We start from the raw sequence: 17,903 nt of genomic DNA, 5'->3' as shown, positions 1-17,903 counted from the left end.
CCATGCAAATCCGCCGCCCCCTCTTGATGTGTTTTTGATGTTTCGTTGATCACTCAGCGCAGGAGATTGCGGATAAGCTGGTTCGCAACATCGGACCACCCGATGGCATCGGAGGAGACGAGATGAACCCACGGCCTCTGCCTTCAGGCGGACACACATGGTTTCGCGAAGCCGACTGTTCCGTCGACGACTTCGCGACGCTGATCGAAACCTCACGTGAAATGCGTCCACGCCCGCGCCTTGCGGCGGACATCGCGCAAGGCATACCGGTCTACGACGGCGATGCGCTGCGACCCATCGTGGCCGACGCGGCGCGTCGCCCCGAGCTGCTCGCCGAGTGGGCCAGCGTTCTGCTCGACGGAGCGGGCGTGTTCGTGCTGCACCGCGCATACGACGACACGACCGCCATCGACGACGCGACCGCGATCTTCGAATCGATCATTCGCAGCGAGCGCAAGGCGGGCGGCGGCGCCGATCACTTCGCGAAGGCGGGCGCGAACGACCGCATCTGGAACGCGCAGGAAAAGCTGTGTCTCGCCGCACCCGACGTGTTCGTCCGCTATTTCGCGAATCCCGTTCTGGTGGCGGCCGCCGAAGCCTGGCTCGGGCCCGCGTATCAGATGACCTCGCAGGTGAACGTCGTGCGGCCGGGCGGCGAAGCGCAGCAGGCGCACCGCGATTTCCATCTCGGCTTTCTCACCGTCGACGAAGCGCAGCGTTTTCCCGCGCATGTCCACACGATGTCCGCACTGCTGACGCTGCAAGGCGCCGTCGCACACACCGACATGCCCGTCGAGAGCGGCCCGACCAAGCTGCTGCCGTTCTCGCAGCGTTATCCGCAAGGTTATGTCGCGTGGCGCCGCGAGGACTTCCGCGCGTATTTCGAATCGCACTACGCGCAGTTGCCGCTGCAAAAAGGCGACGCGCTGTTCTTCAGCCCCGCACTCTTTCACGCAGCGGGTTCGAACCTCACGCGCGACGTGCAACGGATGGCGAACCTGTTGCAGGTGTCGTCGGCGTATGGGCGCGCGATGGAATCGCTCGACCGGACTCGCATGTGCAACGCCGTGTTTCCCGTGCTGCGGGCGATGCGTGCGCAACAGCGTCTCGACGCGGCGCAAACGGCGGCCGTTGTCGCGTCGTGCGCGGAAGGCTATGCGTTCCCGACGAATCTCGACCGCAATCCGCCCGTGGGCGGACTCGCCCCCGCGAGTCAGCAGCAGATCCTCATGATGGCGCTCGACGAATGCTGGTCCGACGAGCAATTCGCCGACGCGCTGCGCAACCTCGAATTTCGCAACGCGACGCACTAGCCCCGCACATTCGACAACGACGGAGACGATATGGTGACAAGCACGATTGGCCGGCGCATCCGGCTGGGTCTGATCGGCGGCGGGCCGGGCTCGATCATCGGCGAGACGCATCGCATTGCGGCACGCCTCGACGGTCAGTACGACATCGTCGCAGCCGCGCTGTCGTCGAATCCCGAGCGCGCGCGGCAGGCGGCACGCGACCTCGGCATCGGTGCAGAACGCGCGTATGCATCGTGGCAACAGATGCTCGAAGCGGAAGCGGCGCGCCCCGATCGCATCGACGCCGCCGCGGTGATGACGCCCAACGACTCGCATCACCCCATCTGCATGCTGGCGCTGGAGCGCGGCTTTCACGTGATCTGCGACAAGCCGCTGGCCAGCGATCTCGCGCAGGCGCGTGAGATCGCCGCGCGCGTGAAGACCACGAACGCCGAGTTCTGCGTGACCTATTGCTACACAGGCTTTCCGATGGTGCGCCAGGCGCGCGACATGATTCTCGCGGGCGAGCTTGGCGAGATTCGCCAGGTGCATCTGCAATATGTGCAGAGCTATCTGGCCGGCCACGATCTGCCCGCGGGCTGGCGTACGGAAGGGCGCGCGGGCAGTTCGCTCGTGCTGATGGACATCGGCACGCATGCGTTTCATCTGGGCGCGTTCGTGACGGGGCTGGACGTGACGCGCCTGTGCGCGGACGTCGGGTCCGCGATTCCAGGCCGCACCATCGACGATTACGTGTCCGCGTTGCTGCGCTACGAGAACGGCGCGCGCGGCTCGCTATGGGTCACCAATGCCGCGGCGGGCTCGGAGCATGGATTGAGCTTCCGCATTCACGGCGACAAGGGCGGGCTCGAGTGGCATCAGGAGGAGCCGAACCGGCTGGTCCATCGGCGGCAGGACGCTTTCGAAGAGATCATCACGCGCCGGCTGGGACCTGCGACGAGCGCAGGCGCGCAACGTTCGACGCGTATCGCGATCGGTCATCCCGAGGGTTATCTGGAAGCGTTCGCGAATCTCTATACGGAGTTCGCGCAGCGCGTGGCGACACGGATAGCGGGAGCCCCTGGCGACGACCAGCCGATACTCTTCCCCGGCGTCACCGATGGCGTGAAGGGACTGGCATTCGTTGCCGCATCGGTGAAGAGCATGACGACGGGCGGCTGGCAGGAGGTCGAGCGTATGTGAGAAACGCTCGCTGCACGAAAAAAAGAGCCCTGTTCCGCGGGGAACAGGGCTCGGTGGATGAGTCATATCGAACAGGCGCGTGGATGCTTGCCGACTGCTGCTCATCACGAGAAGCTGTTATTAGTAGAACATCTTTTTGCTTCGATTGGCCCCGCGCCTACTCCTTGCTGCTAACCCCAACTGCATTCGATGAACCGGTCTTTCGACTGCCTGTTGTTTGTGTTGCTTATGTTGCTTGTGCTGCGACTGCAACTTCAAACCACCCATTCAAACTGCTGATTCCAGTGCTGCGCGTACTTCGTTTGCTGCATGAACTTCCGTTGCTGCGCGTACGGCCACTTCGTCGACTGCCACTGCCACTGCCACTGCCACTGCCGGTGCTTCTGCTGCTTCTGCTGCTTCTGTTACGACTGCTGGCAACCTGCGGTCTTGCGCAACGCGGAGGGGAACCGCGTCGATGGGCTGTTGAATCGTCGCGCCATGGAAAGAAGTATAGGAGCGAGCACGCGCATTCAATCGGCGGAAGCGAGGGCGAATCGTGGCTCAGTTCGGCCGTTTGTCCGGACGGCCGTCAGCGCGCCAGCAAGGCTCCGTGTCGTGTTTAGCTCGCGTAGCGGCTGCTGATCGCGTTCGACCGATAGTAGCTGCCGAACAGCACATCCGGATCGGCGCGTTCTTCGACAGGCGTTTCGCTCAGTTCGCGGAAGGTCGCGACGAGGCTTTGCCACGACGCGGACCAGCGTGTTTCTCTTAGACGACTGCCCGTGCTGTCGGTGATGCGCAGAACGCTGGTGTCGGGGAAAAAGGTCAGCGTGACCGCGATTCCATCGATGACACATGTCGCAGTACACGGTTTTGTTGCCAGCACGAGCGCCTCCGGGGGTTTTGGTGAAGTCCGCTTCATTGAGCGGGCGCGCCTTCTAACAGCAATGTGTATGCCCGTTTGCGGCTCGCAGACCTTGCGGCTTGCCACGCATGCTTTGGCGGCGGATGAGACGCGTGTGATCGCGCGCGGCAAACGACTTTTGGCGCAGAACTGTCGGCTCGCGGCATACACATGGCCCGCGTGCCGAAGGCGAATTCCGACAACGCGTTTTTCCAGACCGATGCTGTTGATCGCGCTGTTCATCGCTCTGTTCATCGAACAGGCAGATTCATCGCCCTGCCGTACATGCAGGCGGCACGCGCGGTTTGTTTACCGTCTTTGAAGTTATAGATATGTATACGTAGTAGCAGTTAACAAGGGCATCCACTTTCTGTGGACAAGCGCCAAATCCGCTTTGCGCTCAACGCATTGCGAAACGTATACCCTTGCGTATAAGCGTGGGACCGTTCGCCGCAAGTTTGAATAACTTGTCCCATGTTCGAGCACGCCTCGTGTTTACCCAGAAACCGCCCACAGCAATCGCCTCCGTGATATCCCCATGTTGTCCATAGCATCGTGTGGACATCTCGGTGTGGAGAGAATCGCCGGGTGGTCTGGCGGCGGTTGGTCGTGATTGGTCGTTGACCTCTGACGCGAGGGTCCTATAACGGAAGTGACTTGAAGCACTAAGGGGACGGCCATGAAAGAAGACCAGTTCAGTGCCTTCGAACATCGAGGCTGGGAGCGCGTCGCGCAGCCTTATCACACGTTTTTCGGCAACCTGACCATCCAGTCGCACTGCGCGTTGCTCGATGCGCTCGCCGTGCGCCGTGGCGTGCGTCTGCTCGATGTCGCCTCGGGCCCGGGCTATCTCGCCGCGGCGGCTGCGCAGCGCGGCGCGGATGTCGTCGGCGTGGACTTCGCGGATTCGATGGTCGATCAGGCAAGGCGCATCTATCCCGCGCTGACGTTTCGCATCGGCAGCGCGGAAGACCTGCCGTTTCCCGACGACGATTTCGATGCCGTCGGCATCAGCTTCGGCATGCTGCACTTCTCGCATCCCGAGAAGGCAATCGAGGAAGCGTTCCGCGTGCTTCGGCCGGGTGGCAAGGTGGGCTTCACGGTTTGGGCGTCACCGGACAAGGCGGTCGGCTTCTCGATCGTGCTGAAGGCAATCGAGACGCACGGCCGGACGGACGTCCAGTTGCCGCCCGGGCCGCCGTTCTTCAGATTCAGCGACTGGGCCGAGTGCGAGCGCGTACTGCTGGACGCAGGATTTCGCGAGCCGCGCATCGAGGAAGTCGGGCAGACTTTGCACGCGCGCTCGCCGGATGCGCTGTTCGAGATGCTGTTGCGCGGCGGCGTGCGGGTGTCGGCGATCCTGAACGCGCAGACGCCGGATGCGCTGGCTGCGATCAGCAAGACGGTGCGCGACGGCGCGGCGGCCTATGCCAGCGACGATGAGGTGAGGATACCGATGCCCTGCGTGCTGGCCTATGCGACGAAGCCTTGAGGGCCGCGCGAGGGAAACATCAGGGGAAGAGAAAGGACATGTGACTGGTTCTGGATACGTCCGCGAGCGCGGCGCCGTATCCAGAACGCGGGTGAGACGGTTACGGCAAAAACAACGACATCAGCACGAAGCGAACCGCCTCACTCCACCGTCACCGATTTCGCGAGATTACGCGGCTTATCCACATCCGTGCCGCGCGAGCAAGCCGTGTGATACGCGAGCATCTGCAGCGGCACCACATGCAGGATCGGCGACAGCAAGCCGTAATGCTCCGGCATGCGGATCACGTGAATACCTTCATCGTTGACGATCTTTGTATCGGCATCCGCGAACACATACAACTGGCCGCCGCGCGCGCGCACTTCCTGAATGTTCGACTTGAGCTTTTCGAGCAGCGCATCGTTCGGCGCGACTGTCACCACCGGCATCGCTTCCGTCACGAGCGCCAGCGGCCCATGCTTCAGTTCGCCCGCCGGATAAGCCTCGGCGTGGATGTACGAGATTTCCTTGAGCTTGAGCGCGCCTTCCAGCGCGATCGGATAGTGCAGGCCGCGGCCGAGAAACAGCGCGTTTTCCTTGCGCGAGAACTCTTCCGACCACGCGATGATCTGCGGCTCCAGCGCCAGCACGCTATTGAGCGCAGCAGGCAAGTGACGCAACTGGCGGATGTAGTCCGCTTCCTGCGCAGCGCTGACATGACCGCGCATCTTGCCGAGCGTCGCGGCGAGCACGAACAGCGCGACCAGCTGCGTCGTGAAGGCCTTCGTCGAGGCGACGCCGATTTCGCGGCCAGCATGCGTGAGGAACGACAACTCCGTCAGACGCACCATCGCGCTCGTACCGACGTTGCACACCGACAGCGTGTGCTTGTGTCCCAGCGACTGTGCGTGCTTCAACGCTGCGAGCGTGTCGGCCGTTTCGCCCGATTGCGAAATCACGACGACGAGCGCCTTCGGATTCGGCACGGAATCGCGATAACGATATTCGCTCGCGATCTCAACCTGCGTCGGAATCTTCGCGACGGATTCGAGCCAGTACTTCGCCGTCAGCCCCGAGTAGTAGCTCGTGCCGCACGCGAGAATCAGCAGGCTGTCGATCTCCGAAAACGCCTTCGGCGCGTTTTCGCCGAACAGCGCCGCATCGAATGCGTCGGCTTGCGGGATCGTGTCGGTGATCGCGCGCGGCTGCTCGAAGATTTCCTTCTGCATGAAGTGGCGATACGGTCCGAGTTCGACCGCGCCGCCGTAGGCCGCCACCTGGCGCACTTCGCGCCCGGCGGGATTGCCGTCGCGATCGAACACGCGCACCGTTTCCAGCGTCAGTTCGCAGACGTCGCCTTCTTCGAGGAAGATGAAGCGGTCAGTGCTGCCCGCCAGCGCGAGCGCGTCGGATGCGAGGAAGTTCTCGCCCTCGCCCAGCCCGACGACGAGCGGCGAACCTTGACGCGCGCCCACCACCGTATGCGGCTGATTCTTGTGCAGCACGGCGATGGCGTATGCGCCATGCAGTTGCGCCGTCGCTTCGCGCACGGCCGCGAACAGATCGCCGCGATACAGGCTATGCACCAGATGCGCGATCACTTCCGTATCGGTCTGCGAGACGAACTCGTAACCCTTGCCGCGCAGCATCTCGCGCAACGACTCGTAGTTCTCGATGATGCCGTTGTGCACGAGCGCGAGTTCGTTGCGCGAAAAGATGGGATGCGCGTTGTCCGTGACGGGCGCGCCGTGCGTGGCCCAGCGCGTGTGGGCAATGCCCGTCGCGCCTTCGAGGTGCGTCTCGCGCACCTGGTCGTCGAGATCGGCGACGCGCGCCACGCTGCGAGCCCGCTTCGGCTCGCCGTTCGCCAGCACGGCGACGCCGCACGAGTCATAGCCGCGATATTCGAGGCGACGCAGTCCTTCGATCAGGACGGGAACGATGTTTCGCTGCGCAACAGCGCCGACAATGCCGCACATATTGAATGATCCTTTGCAGAGTTAGGGGTCGAGGCGCGCGCCTCGCGCACGCGGTTCCCTTCAGCTTTTCTTTTTCGTCGGGCGCACGTAGCCCGTCTTGCCTATCTGGGTCTTTTCGTTGAGCACCAGCAGACCTTCTTCGACATCCTTCCAGACCGTCGTGCCCGCCGCGATCGTCGCGCCACGGCCGACGCGCACGGGCGCCACCAGTTGCGTATCCGAGCCGACGAACACATCGTCTTCGATGACCGTGCGGAATTTGTTCGCGCCGTCGTAGTTGCAGGTGATCGTGCCCGCGCCGATGTTCACGCGCGCGCCAACATCCGAATCGCCGATATACGACAGGTGATTCGCTTTTGAGCCGTGACCGAGAACTGCGTTCTTCACTTCGACGAAGTTGCCGACGTGCGTTTCGTCCGCCAGTGTCGCGCCCGGACGCAGGCGCGCATACGGGCCGAGCACGGCCTGCGCGCCGACCTGCGCGCCTTCGATATGCGTGTATGCGTCGATGCGCGTACCCGCGCCGACCGACGCATTGCGGATCACGCAGTTCGGCCCGATCGAAACGTTGTCGGCCAGCGTGACCTTGCCTTCGAACACGCAATTGACGTCGATCGAGACATCGCGGCCGCATTCGAGCGTGCCGCGCACGTCGATGCGCGCCGGGTCGGCGATCGTCACGCCCGCGACGAGCAACGCATCGGCGACGTTGCGCTGATGGATGCGTTCGAGTTCCGCGAGTTGCTGCTTGCTGTTGACGCCCAGCGTTTCCCATTCTTCGTCGGGCTGCGCGGTGACGGCTTCGATGCCCGCTTCGATGGCCAGTTCGACCACGTCGGTCAGATAGAACTCGCCCTGCGCATTGTCGTTCTTCAACGACGACAGCCAGCCTTCGAGACGCTTCGTCGGCATCACGACGATGCCCGTGTTGATCTCGGCGATCTTCTGCTGTTCCGGCGTCGCGTCTTTCTGCTCGACGATGCGCTCCACCTTGCCCTGCGCATCGCGCACGATGCGCCCGTAACCGGTGGGATCGTCGAGCGTGACGGTCAGCACGCCGTAGCCGTCGTGGCCCGCCGCGTCTGTCAGACGCTTGAGCGTGCTGGCCTTCGTGAGCGGCACGTCGCCATACAGCACGAGCGTGGGCGCGGACGGATCGAGCAGCGGCAATGCCTGCTGTACTGCGTGCCCTGTGCCGAGCTGCTGTTCCTGCAAGGCGAACTGCACATCGGGCGCCGCGACGGCTTCGCGCACCTGATCCGCGCCGTGACCGATCACGACGACGAGACGCGTCGGATTCAGTGTGCGGGCGGTGTCGATGACGTGAGCAAGAAGCGGCCGGCCGGCCAGGGGATGAAGCACCTTTGGCAATGCCGAGCGCATGCGCTTGCCGGTGCCTGCCGCCAGAATCACGATGTTCATGACGTGGGCGTATTTGACGAGTTTGGAGTGGGCGATTCTAGCACGCTGAGTGTGACTGCAACGTGGCCCTCCAAACCGGAATCACCCCGCAAATGCCTGTTTTAAAAGGCTTTGCGGGATGGATAAAGCGTCAAACATCGTCGAATTGCACGAAGGAAATCGTTTGCGATGCCGGCTGCGTCCCTTCCGATGCGGAATCGGTCGAACACGGCTCTTCGTCGAACGCGATATCGCCTTGTGCGTCGGCTTCGCCCGTGGCGCGCAACGACGCAAACGGAAACAGCTTGTGATCCATCAGATGCGACGGCACGACGTTCGTTAAAGCGTTAAACATGTTGTCGACGCGGCCAGGAAAACGCTTGTCCCATTCGCGGATCAGCGCCTTCATTTCCGCACGTTTCAGATTGGGCTGGCTGCCGCACAGGTTGCACGGAATGATCGGGAACTGACGAAGTTCCGCGTATTTCTCGAGATCGGTTTCCTTCACGTACGCCAGCGGCCGGATCACGACGTTCTTGCCATCGTCGGATTGCAGCTTGGGCGGCATGCCCTTCAGCTTGCCGCCGTAGAACATGTTCAGCAGCAGCGTCTGCAGGATGTCGTCGCGATGATGGCCGAGCGCGATCTTGGTCGCGCCGAGTTCGCCCGCCACGCGGTAGAGGATGCCGCGCCGCAGGCGCGAGCACAGCGAACACGTCGTCTTGCCCTCCGGCACCAGCCGCTTGACGATGCTGTACGTGTCCTGATTCTCGATATGAAACGGAATGTCGAGCTTGCTCAGGTACTCGGGCAGCACGTGCTCCGGAAAACCCGGCTGCTTCTGGTCGAGATTCACAGCGACGATGTCGAAGTTGATGGGCGCGCGCTCGCGCAGCCGCATCAGGATCTCCAGCATCGCGTAGCTGTCCTTGCCGCCCGACAGGCACACCATCACCTTGTCGCCGTCCTCGATCATGTTGAAGTCGCCGATCGCCTGGCCGACCTGGCGCGCGAGGCGCTTGAACAGCTTGTTGTTCTCGTACGCCTCTTTCTGCTCGCGGCGCGTCAGCGCGCGCTTGGGCTCGGCGGCTTCGACGGCAGCTTCGGCAATCGGCGCGGCCGCGTCGACGCCCGTCAGCGTTTCGGGAGCGTTCATCGCTCAGACCTCTTTGATATGGAAGACTTCGACGCCCACGGCATCGCAGTCGGGATAAACATCGGGCTTTTCCGTCGACAGACGCACGGCGCGCACTTGCGGATGCGCGAGCAGCGCTTTCGCCAGGTCGTCGCAGAGCGTTTCCTGCAGATGGATGTGCCCCTGGCTCACGCGCTGCGCGATCGTCGAGCGCATGAAGTCGTAATCGACGACTTCGCGCAGCTTGTCTTCGACGGGCGTGGACAGCGCGAGCGGCACGAACAGTTCGACGTTGATCACCACGCGCTGCTCGCCGCGCTTTTCGAAGTCATGCACGCCGATGTTGATGTGCACCTCGTAATCGCGCAGAAAGAGCCGGCGGCAATCAGCGAGCCGGGGATGAAGCAAAGCGGCAGACATGTTCGTTCCAGTACAAAAAAGGGTGCGTGCGAACGCGCACGCAGTTGCAATTGGGCGCGCTGTGCGGCGCGCCGGAGGGCGCAACGTCTAACGGCCGATAACTGTCGGGCTATCGGTCGGCGCCCGTCAAAAACATCACGTCGCGCGGCAGCGGCACCAGGTGCTGGCCGCCGTCGACCACCAGCGTCGTGCCCGTGACGCCGCGCGCATCCGCGAGATACAACGCCGCCGCGACGAGATCTTCCACGCGCGACGCATGGCCGAGCGGGGTCACCTTGTGCGCGGCCGCGAAGCTTTCCGGGGTCTGATCGCCGGATTGCAGCGTCAGGCCCGGCGCAAGACCGACGACGCGCACCTTCGGCGCCAGCGCCTGGGCAAGCGCGACGGTCGCCGTGCCGAGCGCGGCCTTCGACAGCGTGTACGACAGGTAATCCGGATTCATGTTGTACAACTTCTGGTCGAGCACGTTGATGACGGCCGCGCGCAGCGATTCGTCATGACGCGCTGCCTCGGGCGTGACCTCATGCAACATCCGCGCGAGCACGAGCGGCGCGCCGACGTTGATCGACGTCAGGTGCAGCAGCTTCGCGTAGCCGACGTCGAGCGCGGTGTCCTCGTCGAACATCGACGCATTGTTCACGATGCACGACGGCCGCCCGAGCGCCGCCGTGCAATCGGGCACGAGCCGCTCCACCTCCGCCTCGACGGACAGATCCGCCTTCAACGCGACGGCGCGCCGCCCGAGCGCGGCGATTTCCGCGACGACTTCGTCGGCTTTCGCCTTCGACGAGCCGTAATGCACGGCCACGTCCCAGCCCGCCGCGGCAAAGCCCAGAGCCAGCCCACGGCCGATCCGGTGGCCGGCGCCCGTGACCAGCACGGTGCGGACGGGCCGGTCGGGACGGCCGCTGGCGGCGAAAGTATCGTTCGAGGCGGTCATTTACAATGCGGGGATGAATCCGAAAGCTCACCAACCCGATAGTTTACCTGCTCCCGGCCCGACCGCGCTCGCGCAGTCGGAAGCGCTGGTTTCGCAGATTCGCGCGGAGATCGACGCAAACGGCGGCTGGATGCCGTTCGATCGCTACATGGAGCGCGCGCTCTACGCGCCGGGACTGGGCTATTACAGCGGCGGCGCGGTCAAGTTCGGCCGGCGCGCCGAGGATGGCAGCGACTTCGTGACGGCGCCGGAACTGTCGCCGCTGTTCGCGCAGACGCTCGCCCGGCCCATCGCGCAGGCGCTGGACGTGAGCGGCACGCGTCACGTGATGGAGTTCGGCGCGGGCACGGGCAAACTGGCTGCCGGCCTGCTGAATGCTTTGGATGAACTGGGCACGCAGTTCGACACGTATTCGATCGTCGATCTGTCTGGCGAATTGCGCGAGCGCCAGCGCGAAACGATCGAAGCGCAAGCGCCCGGCATGGCCGCTCGCGTGCGCTGGCTGGACGCGTTGCCCGAGAAATTCGAAGGCGTCGTAGTCGGCAACGAAGTGCTCGACGCGATGCCCGTGCGCCTGTTCGCGCGCATCGACGAAGCGTGGCACGAGCGCGGCGTGGCGATGAAAGACGGCGCGCTGCAATTCGAAGACCGCCCCGTTCAATCGACGCACGATGCCGCCTTCCTGCGCGATCTGGAGATCGAAGGCGACCACGATTATGTGACGGAAACCCACGACGCCGCCCTCGCCTTCACGCGCACCGTCTGCACGATGCTCACGCGCGGCGCCGTGCTGCTGATCGACTACGGCTTTCCGCGTCACGAGTTCTATCATGCGCAGCGCGCGCAGGGCACGCTGATGTGCCACTACCGGCACCGCGCGCACGGCGATCCGTTTCTCTACCCCGGCTTGCAGGACATTACCGCGCACGTGGAATTCACCGGTATCGCCGAGGCGGGCGTCGATGCGGGCGCGGACCTGCTCGGCTTTACGTCGCACGCGCGTTTTCTGATGAACGCGGGTATCACGGAAGCATTGAGCACGATCGATCCCTCCGACATCCCCAACTTCCTGCCCGCCGCCAACGCGGTGCAGAAGCTGCTGTCGGAAGCCGAGATGGGCGAGTTGTTCAAGGTGATCGCGTTTTCACGCGGCATCGACGGCACGCTCGACGCGTTCGCGCGCGGCGACCGCTCGCATACGCTCTGAGCGTCGAACCGAGGCCCATACGATGATCCGCTGGCTGCTGACTACCTTCATCGCCGTCGCCGTGCTGTCGGCGTGCTGGCCGTGGCTGCGCAAGCTGGGCATCGGCAGGATGCCGGGCGATGTCACGCTGCGGCTGTTCGGGAAGGAATATCCATTCCCGTTCATGTCGACGCTGGTGCTGTCGATGCTGCTGTCGCTGCTTGCGCGGTTGCTCTGAGCTACTCCGCCTCTTCCTCCGACGCCGTTTCGCTCAACGCCTGCGCAACCGCCCGCACGCGCTCGCGATGCACGGCATCCTTGATCTTCGCCGGCTCGCTTTCGTAGGCTTTCGCGACTGCGCCCGCATCGACGGCACGCGCGGCGACCAGAGCCTGGCGCAGACGCTCCGCCTGCGGATAGGCCCTGGCTTCGAAGCCGAGCCGGCCGCGCGCATCGGCCTCACAGGCCTGAAGCGCTTCGGCGAAACGCGCGGGTTTGCGCAGCGCGTCGCTGCGCTCGAAAAGCCGCACGATGCCCGCCGCCTTCGTCTCCATCACGCGATGAATATTGCCGTGCTCGCGCGCCACCAGCAGCGCAAGATCGCGGCATTCGTTCGGCACCCGCAGGCGCTCGGATAAAGGCTTCAGCAGATCGACACTGCGCCCTTCGTGGCCGATGTGACGCGGCAACACGTCTTCTGGCGTGGTCGCCTTGCCGAGGTCGTGCGTGAGCGCCGCGAAGCGCACGGCGAGCGCATAGTTCTGCGCGGCGGCGTGATCGACGACCATCATCACATGCACGCCCGTATCGACTTCGGGATGATAGTCGGCGCGCTGCGGCACGCCGTAGAGCGCGTCGATTTCCGGCAGAATGCGCGCGAGCGCGCCGCATTCGCGCAGCACGTCGAACATCCGCGACGGCTTCTTTTCCATCAGTCCGCGCGACAGTTCCTGCCACACGCGCTCGGGCACGAGCGCATCCACTTCGCCCGCCTCGACCATCTTGCGCATTAGCGCCAGCGTATCGGGCGCGACAGCGAAATCCGTGAAGCGCGCCGAGAAACGCGCGACGCGCAGAATGCGCACCGGGTCTTCGAGAAACGCATCGCTGACATGCCGGAACACGCGGTGCTTCAAATCGTCCTGGCCGTCGAACGGATCGATCACGGGGCCGATCAACTCGCCGTCGGGCGTGACTTCGCGCGCCATCGCATTGACCGTGAGGTCGCGCCGCGCGAGGTCTTCTTCTAGCGTCACATCGGGCGCATAGAAAAACTGGAAGCCGTGATAGCCCGCCGACGTTTTGCGCTCGGTTCGCGCAAGCGCGTATTCCTCATGCGTGTCGGGATGCAGAAAAACCGGAAAGTCCTTGCCGACGGGACGAAAGCCCTTTGCGACCATCTGCTCGGGCGTCGCGCCGACCACGACGTAATCGCGGTCCTGCACGGGCATGCCGAGCAGCTCGTCGCGGATCGCGCCGCCTACTGCGTAGATATTCATGCGCAGGTGTCTTGATAGGGGATGCGATGTGTCTCTTGCAGCGCGTCGTCGATCCACGCCTTGACCGCGGGCAGCGACGTCACGCGGCGTGAATAGGCGAGCGCCGCTTCCGACAGCTTGGGTTGCCACGTATTGAAGCGCATCACGACGGGCGCATACATTGCATCGGCAATCGTGAATTCGCCGAACAGGAACGGGCCGCCATAGGTTGCCAGGCATTCGCTCCAGATCGCGTCGATGCGCGCGATATCGGCCAGTGCTTCGGGCGTCGCGCCCTTGCCCGGAAACGACGCGCGAATGTTCATCCACATGTTGTTGCGCAGCGCGCCGAAACCGGAATGCATCTCGGCGCTGACGCTGCGCGCACGGCCGCGCGCGATTGCGTCGCGCGGCCACATTGCGTGTTGCGGATAGCGTTCGGCGAGCGTCTCGCAGATGGCGAGCGAATCCCACACGGTGACGCCGTCGTCGGCAATCAGGCACGGCACTTTGCCCGAAGGCGAATGCTCGAGGATCGACGCTCGGGTCTGCGCCTCGTTTAGCCAGATGATCGCCTCTTCGAATGCAATGCCGAAGTGTTTGAGCACGAGCCACGGCCGCATCGACCACGACGAATAGTTCTTGTCACCGATAACGAGTTTCATGCTTCGCCATAAAGTGGAGTGAACGACAAAAGTTTTAGCGGCCCGCGCTCGCGCGGAACGCGTTGAAGCGCGAACGGAACGACGAACCCGTCAGATACACGGGCGCGATCGTTTCGATGCTGGCCGGCTCGATATCGAGCTCGGGCGCGAGCGGCGCGCTCAGCACGGCGTCGATTTTCATCGAATCGAGATTGTCGCGCGAAATCACGGGTTCGCCGGGCGCCAGCTCGAACGACAGCGCCTGCAATCGCGCCAGCGAATCGGGCAAGCGGATGATGCGCGCATGCTTGCCGATCACGTCGCCGCAATACTCGACGAGCGCTTCGAGCGTGTACACCGACGGCCCGCCAAGCTCGTAGGTACGGCCCGTCGACGCATCGAGATCCAGCACGTTGACGATTGCCTTCGCGACATCGCCGACAAAGATCGGCTGAAAGCGGGCGTTGGGTTTCGCCAGCGGAATGACGGGAAACATGCGCTGCAGGAACGCGAACTTGTTGAGGAACGCGTCTTCGGGGCCGAACACGACGGACGGGCGAAAGATGGTCGATGCGAGCATCGACGAAGCGTGCACCGCGCGCTCGCCGTCGCCCTTCGAGCGCAGATACATGCTCGGCCCGCGCGGGTCGGCGCCGATCGCGCTCATATGGATCAACCTGTGCACGCCCTTGCCTTCGCAGGCGGAGACGATCTTTGTCGGCAGCTCGACATGCGCTTTCGCGAACTCGGGCCCGTATGGATCGCCGCGATGGCCATGCAACACGCCGACAAGATTGACGACGGCATCCGCGCCCTCGACGAAGCGCGCAAGCTGGATGGGATCGAACACATCGGTTTCGATCACGTCGATGGGAAGCAGTGTGAGATGTCGCGCGTGATAGCGGCGGCGGGTCGCAATGCGCACCGTTTTGCCGAGTTCGACGAGCGCGTTGACGAGATGACTGCCGATAAATCCAGAACCGCCGACGATTGCGATGGTTTGATGTCGCATTTTTCGACTCCCTGATGGAAGCCGCAGCAACGGCTGAGGTCGTGCTCCGCCGCCTGCGTGACGGATCACGCGGCGGCGGCATGGCGCATCGTTACTGCAACGGCTGGATATAACCCAGACGCGCCTTCAGCGATTGCGGACGGCCTTCGAACAACGCTGCATAGTAGACCGTGTTGGACAGCACGTTCTTCACGTAGTCACGCGTTTCCTGGAACGGAATGGCTTCCGCGAAAATCGCGCCTTCGACACCGCGCGGCAACGTTGAGCGCCAGTTGCGCGGACGGCCCGGACCTGCGTTGTAACCTGCCGTGGCGAGCACGGCGGACCCGTCGAACTCATTGTAGATCATCGACAGGTAGTTCGTGCCGAGCAGGATATTGGTGTTGATGTCGTTCATCTGCGCCCGCGAAATCGGGCCGAGACCGATCTTCTTCGCGACCAGTTGCGCGGTGCCGGGCATCAGCTGCATCAGGCCGCTCGCGCCGACTTCCGAGCGCGCGTTCATGATGAAGCGCGACTCCTGACGGATCAGACCATAGGCCCATTCGACGTCGAGACCATTCGACTGCGCGTCGCGCTCGACGATATCGCGGAACGGCGACAGGTAGCGCAACGAAAAGTCATGCTCGGTCTTCGTGCGGTCGGCCGTGTTCACCGCGCGGTCATACAGTTCGATACGGCGCGCGTATTCGGCTGTCGCGATCAGCTGACGGTCTGTCATGCTGCGCAGCGGCCAGTTCCATTCGCGGTTGCCTTCCAGACGCAGATTCAATTGATAGAACTTCTGCGCAAGCGCGAAGCCCGGCGTGTTGCCGGCCTGTTCGACTTCGGCGTCCGTGACGGTGGTTTTCGGCGGCACGACGATTTTCTGGCCGAGTTCTTCAGCGGCAAGCTGGCCGTAGAAATTGAACTGCGGCGCGATCGACTCGAATTCCTGGTTGGCCGTAACGACATCGCCTGCCTGTTTCAGGGCCCGCGCGTGCCAGTATGTCCACGTGGGCTGGCTGCGCAGCGCCGGCGGCATCTGTTCGATCGACCAGCGCACCATCGTCCAGTCGCCATTGAGCAGCGCGAGGCGCGTGCGCCATTCGTATGCGGGATTCGACAACGGCGCGTTCGCCGACAGCCGGTACCAGTCGATGGCGCCCGGCATCTGCTTGGCGGCTGCCTGGTAGGCGATCGTGCCCCAGCCGATGGCGCGTTCAGGCGAAGTCAGCGACGGTGCGACGGAACCGAAGGTAGCGGCGGCCATGGCGGGATCATTGCGGGCCATGCGCGTGATCGCGAGGAGCGCGAGCTGATGCGATTGCGGATCGCCGCCGACGCCGCGCGCGAGCAGCAGCGGCGGCGTAGTCGCGGCCTGGTCGAACAGCGTCGGATCGGGACGGTTATTGCCGAGCGCGTCGACGAGCTTGGCGCCCGTGCTGGTCTGGTTCTGTTCGTATGCGAGACGGATCTGCTGCCAGACGTCGTCGGTGGTGAACTGCTGGTTGATGGCCAGCGACGTGATCAGATCGACACAGCCGTCGCCATAGTTGCGCGGATCGACGAGCAGCGCGCGCGCCGCATCGACCACGTTCTCACCTTTCGCCGCGCGCGATTCGAGCGCGTAGCACTTCACCTGTGTGTCGTCGTTCAGCACGAAGCGTGCGTATTGCTGGTCGAAGTTGCGCCAGTCGTGACGCGCGCCGAGCACGACGAGGTAGTCGTTGCGCATGCGGTCGGCGATAGCCTGGCCGTCGTAGCGTTGCAGGAACGACAGCACGGGCGCGTCGGGCGCGTCGATGCGCGGATGGCCCGAGCTGTCGAACAACTGTGGCTTCAACTGGAAATATTCCAGATACGACGGCGCCGGGTAATCCGGAATCATCGCCGCGAGCTGGGCGGCGCGGCCTGCGTCGTTATTGCGCGCTGCCTCGCGCAATTGCACGAAAGTCTGGTCGTCGTTGGTGAGTTGGGAAAGCGGGATCGGCTTGACGGCGGAGGCCGTGCTGCACGCGACGAGCGCCGCCGCGGCGAGGGCCAGGCTGGCCGCGCGATATACTCGGAAGAGGCGTTTGGACATCGTTATTTCTAGAGCGTTTCTGGAGCGCGAATTGAACTCAAGCATAGCATGCAACCCCAACGCGAAATCGAAAAAGGAACTGCGCGCCGCGCTGCTGGAAGCGCGTCTGCATGCGGCTCTCGATGCGGCGGGCAATGATGCCCTGAGGCGTCGGGTGCTGGATGTGTTAACGGTTTATTCGCCTGCGAGTGTAGGGTTGTACTGGCCTTTGTCAGGCGAGTTCGACATCCGGTCTGTGATTGCCGCGTGGCTCGCTGGCGATGGTGCGCGGCGCGCGAGCCTTCCCGTTATTACTGGCCGTGACCGGCCGCTGGAATTTCATGTCTGGACGCCTGATATGGCGATGCAGGTCGGGGCGCATCGGATTCATGAACCGACTTCCGGCGAAGTGATTACGCCTGATTTGCTGTTTGTGCCGTGTGTCGGGTTTGATGTCGATGGTTATCGGCTCGGGTATGGCGGAGGGTATTACGATCGGACGCTCGCCGGTTTTCGCGCGCCGGGGAAGGTGCCGGTGACTGTCGGTGTCGCGTATGAGGTGTGCCGGATCGGCACGATGCAGCGGGAAGCGCATGATGTTCCGCTTGATGTTGTTGTTACTGAGGGGGCTTGTTATCCTGGTTTGTTGTAGTGGTTTTTTTTGCTGGTAGCGGAGGGGTGGTTTTTTGGGCTTTGCGTGGGCATCCGCGATTCGTTGCGCCTGCTTCAAGCGTTGCTGTTCGGTGTTTTAAGGTTTGCGCTGGCATCCGCTCTACGTTAGCTCGCTTCAAGCGTCGCCCCTGTGCGGGGCG

Annotated in this window: 16 protein-coding genes; 6 read left to right on the top strand and 10 right to left on the bottom strand. The window is 63.5% G+C overall.

The window, feature by feature from the left end; genetic code table 11:
* Nucleotides 1-122: 122 nt before the first annotated feature.
* Together KFO72_RS23420 and KFO72_RS23415 are read left to right on the top strand one after the other, a co-directional pair.
* The gene (locus KFO72_RS23420) at nucleotides 123-1,313 is read left to right on the top strand and encodes a phytanoyl-CoA dioxygenase family protein (RefSeq protein ID WP_225033151.1); all 1,191 of its coding nucleotides are present in this window, start codon (nucleotides 123-125) and stop codon (nucleotides 1,311-1,313) included.
* Between the two features lie 30 nt (nucleotides 1,314-1,343).
* Nucleotides 1,344-2,495: a Gfo/Idh/MocA family protein gene (locus KFO72_RS23415; protein ID WP_225033150.1), complete on the top strand. Its 1,152-nt coding sequence runs from the start codon at nucleotides 1,344-1,346 to the stop codon at nucleotides 2,493-2,495.
* Between the two features lie 601 nt (nucleotides 2,496-3,096).
* On the opposite strand, the gene KFO72_RS23410 is transcribed toward KFO72_RS23415, so the two are convergent.
* A complete protein-coding gene (locus KFO72_RS23410) occupies nucleotides 3,097-3,363 on the bottom strand; it encodes a hypothetical protein (protein ID WP_225033149.1) in 267 nt (88 codons plus the stop codon).
* 697 nt (nucleotides 3,364-4,060) lie between these two features.
* Between KFO72_RS23410 and KFO72_RS23405 the strand changes: the two genes are divergently transcribed.
* Nucleotides 4,061-4,873 (top strand): class I SAM-dependent methyltransferase, encoded by an 813-nt coding sequence (locus tag KFO72_RS23405; protein ID WP_107203195.1) that lies wholly within the window; start codon nucleotides 4,061-4,063, stop codon nucleotides 4,871-4,873.
* 140 nt (nucleotides 4,874-5,013) lie between these two features.
* Here the strand turns inward: KFO72_RS23405 and glmS are convergent, their stop codons facing one another.
* From glmS to KFO72_RS23380, 5 genes are all read right to left on the bottom strand, one after another.
* On the bottom strand, nucleotides 5,014-6,831 hold the full coding sequence (gene glmS / locus KFO72_RS23400) for a glutamine--fructose-6-phosphate transaminase (isomerizing) (protein ID WP_225033148.1): 1,818 nt from the start codon (nucleotides 6,829-6,831) through the stop codon (nucleotides 5,014-5,016).
* Between the two features lie 60 nt (nucleotides 6,832-6,891).
* A complete protein-coding gene (gene glmU / locus KFO72_RS23395) occupies nucleotides 6,892-8,253 on the bottom strand; it encodes a bifunctional UDP-N-acetylglucosamine diphosphorylase/glucosamine-1-phosphate N-acetyltransferase GlmU (RefSeq protein WP_054929204.1) in 1,362 nt (453 codons plus the stop codon).
* Between the two features lie 130 nt (nucleotides 8,254-8,383).
* Nucleotides 8,384-9,388, bottom strand: coding sequence for a tRNA 2-thiocytidine(32) synthetase TtcA (gene ttcA, locus KFO72_RS23390; protein WP_107203192.1), 1,005 nt, complete (start codon nucleotides 9,386-9,388; stop codon nucleotides 8,384-8,386).
* 3 nt (nucleotides 9,389-9,391) lie between these two features.
* Nucleotides 9,392-9,787 (bottom strand): dihydroneopterin aldolase, encoded by a 396-nt coding sequence (locus tag KFO72_RS23385; RefSeq protein WP_035991590.1) that lies wholly within the window; start codon nucleotides 9,785-9,787, stop codon nucleotides 9,392-9,394.
* Nucleotides 9,788-9,896: 109 nt separating this feature from the next.
* On the bottom strand, nucleotides 9,897-10,727 hold the full coding sequence (locus tag KFO72_RS23380) for an SDR family oxidoreductase (protein ID WP_107203191.1): 831 nt from the start codon (nucleotides 10,725-10,727) through the stop codon (nucleotides 9,897-9,899).
* A 13-nt stretch (nucleotides 10,728-10,740) separates the two neighbouring features.
* Here KFO72_RS23380 and KFO72_RS23375 point away from each other — a divergent pair, with 13 nt between their 5' ends.
* Nucleotides 10,741-11,934: a class I SAM-dependent methyltransferase gene (locus KFO72_RS23375; protein WP_225033147.1), complete on the top strand. Its 1,194-nt coding sequence runs from the start codon at nucleotides 10,741-10,743 to the stop codon at nucleotides 11,932-11,934.
* A gap of 22 nt (nucleotides 11,935-11,956) precedes the next feature.
* Entirely contained in the window at nucleotides 11,957-12,151 is a 195-nt protein-coding gene (locus KFO72_RS23370; RefSeq protein ID WP_007747914.1) for a DUF2905 domain-containing protein, read from the top strand.
* A gap of 1 nt (nucleotide 12,152) precedes the next feature.
* On the opposite strand, the gene KFO72_RS23365 is transcribed toward KFO72_RS23370, so the two are convergent.
* The 4 genes from KFO72_RS23365 to KFO72_RS23350 form a co-directional block, all read right to left on the bottom strand.
* On the bottom strand, nucleotides 12,153-13,412 hold the full coding sequence (locus KFO72_RS23365; protein ID WP_225033146.1) for a multifunctional CCA addition/repair protein: 1,260 nt from the start codon (nucleotides 13,410-13,412) through the stop codon (nucleotides 12,153-12,155).
* Nucleotides 13,409-14,056 carry a glutathione S-transferase family protein gene (locus KFO72_RS23360; protein WP_054929209.1) on the bottom strand — a complete coding sequence of 216 codons (648 nt, stop codon included), beginning with the start codon at nucleotides 14,054-14,056 and terminating at the stop codon, nucleotides 13,409-13,411. The genes KFO72_RS23365 and KFO72_RS23360 overlap by 4 nt, the downstream gene beginning before the upstream one ends.
* Before the next feature lie 34 nt (nucleotides 14,057-14,090).
* The gene (locus KFO72_RS23355; protein ID WP_060599565.1) at nucleotides 14,091-15,047 is read right to left on the bottom strand and encodes a complex I NDUFA9 subunit family protein; all 957 of its coding nucleotides are present in this window, start codon (nucleotides 15,045-15,047) and stop codon (nucleotides 14,091-14,093) included.
* A gap of 91 nt (nucleotides 15,048-15,138) precedes the next feature.
* Nucleotides 15,139-17,112 carry a lytic transglycosylase domain-containing protein gene (locus KFO72_RS23350; RefSeq protein ID WP_054929211.1) on the bottom strand — a complete coding sequence of 658 codons (1,974 nt, stop codon included), beginning with the start codon at nucleotides 17,110-17,112 and terminating at the stop codon, nucleotides 15,139-15,141.
* Nucleotides 17,113-17,143: 31 nt separating this feature from the next.
* On the opposite strand from KFO72_RS23350, the gene KFO72_RS23345 reads away from it, so the two are divergent.
* A complete protein-coding gene (locus KFO72_RS23345; protein WP_412101798.1) occupies nucleotides 17,144-17,743 on the top strand; it encodes a 5-formyltetrahydrofolate cyclo-ligase in 600 nt (199 codons plus the stop codon).
* The last annotated feature ends 160 nt before the right edge of the window (nucleotides 17,744-17,903 follow it).

It is taken from the genome of Paraburkholderia sp. XV (assembly GCF_020177535.1).
Lineage (GTDB): Bacteria > Pseudomonadota > Gammaproteobacteria > Burkholderiales > Burkholderiaceae > Paraburkholderia > Paraburkholderia caribensis.
This window is presented reverse-complemented; position numbering and strand designations above follow the sequence as displayed.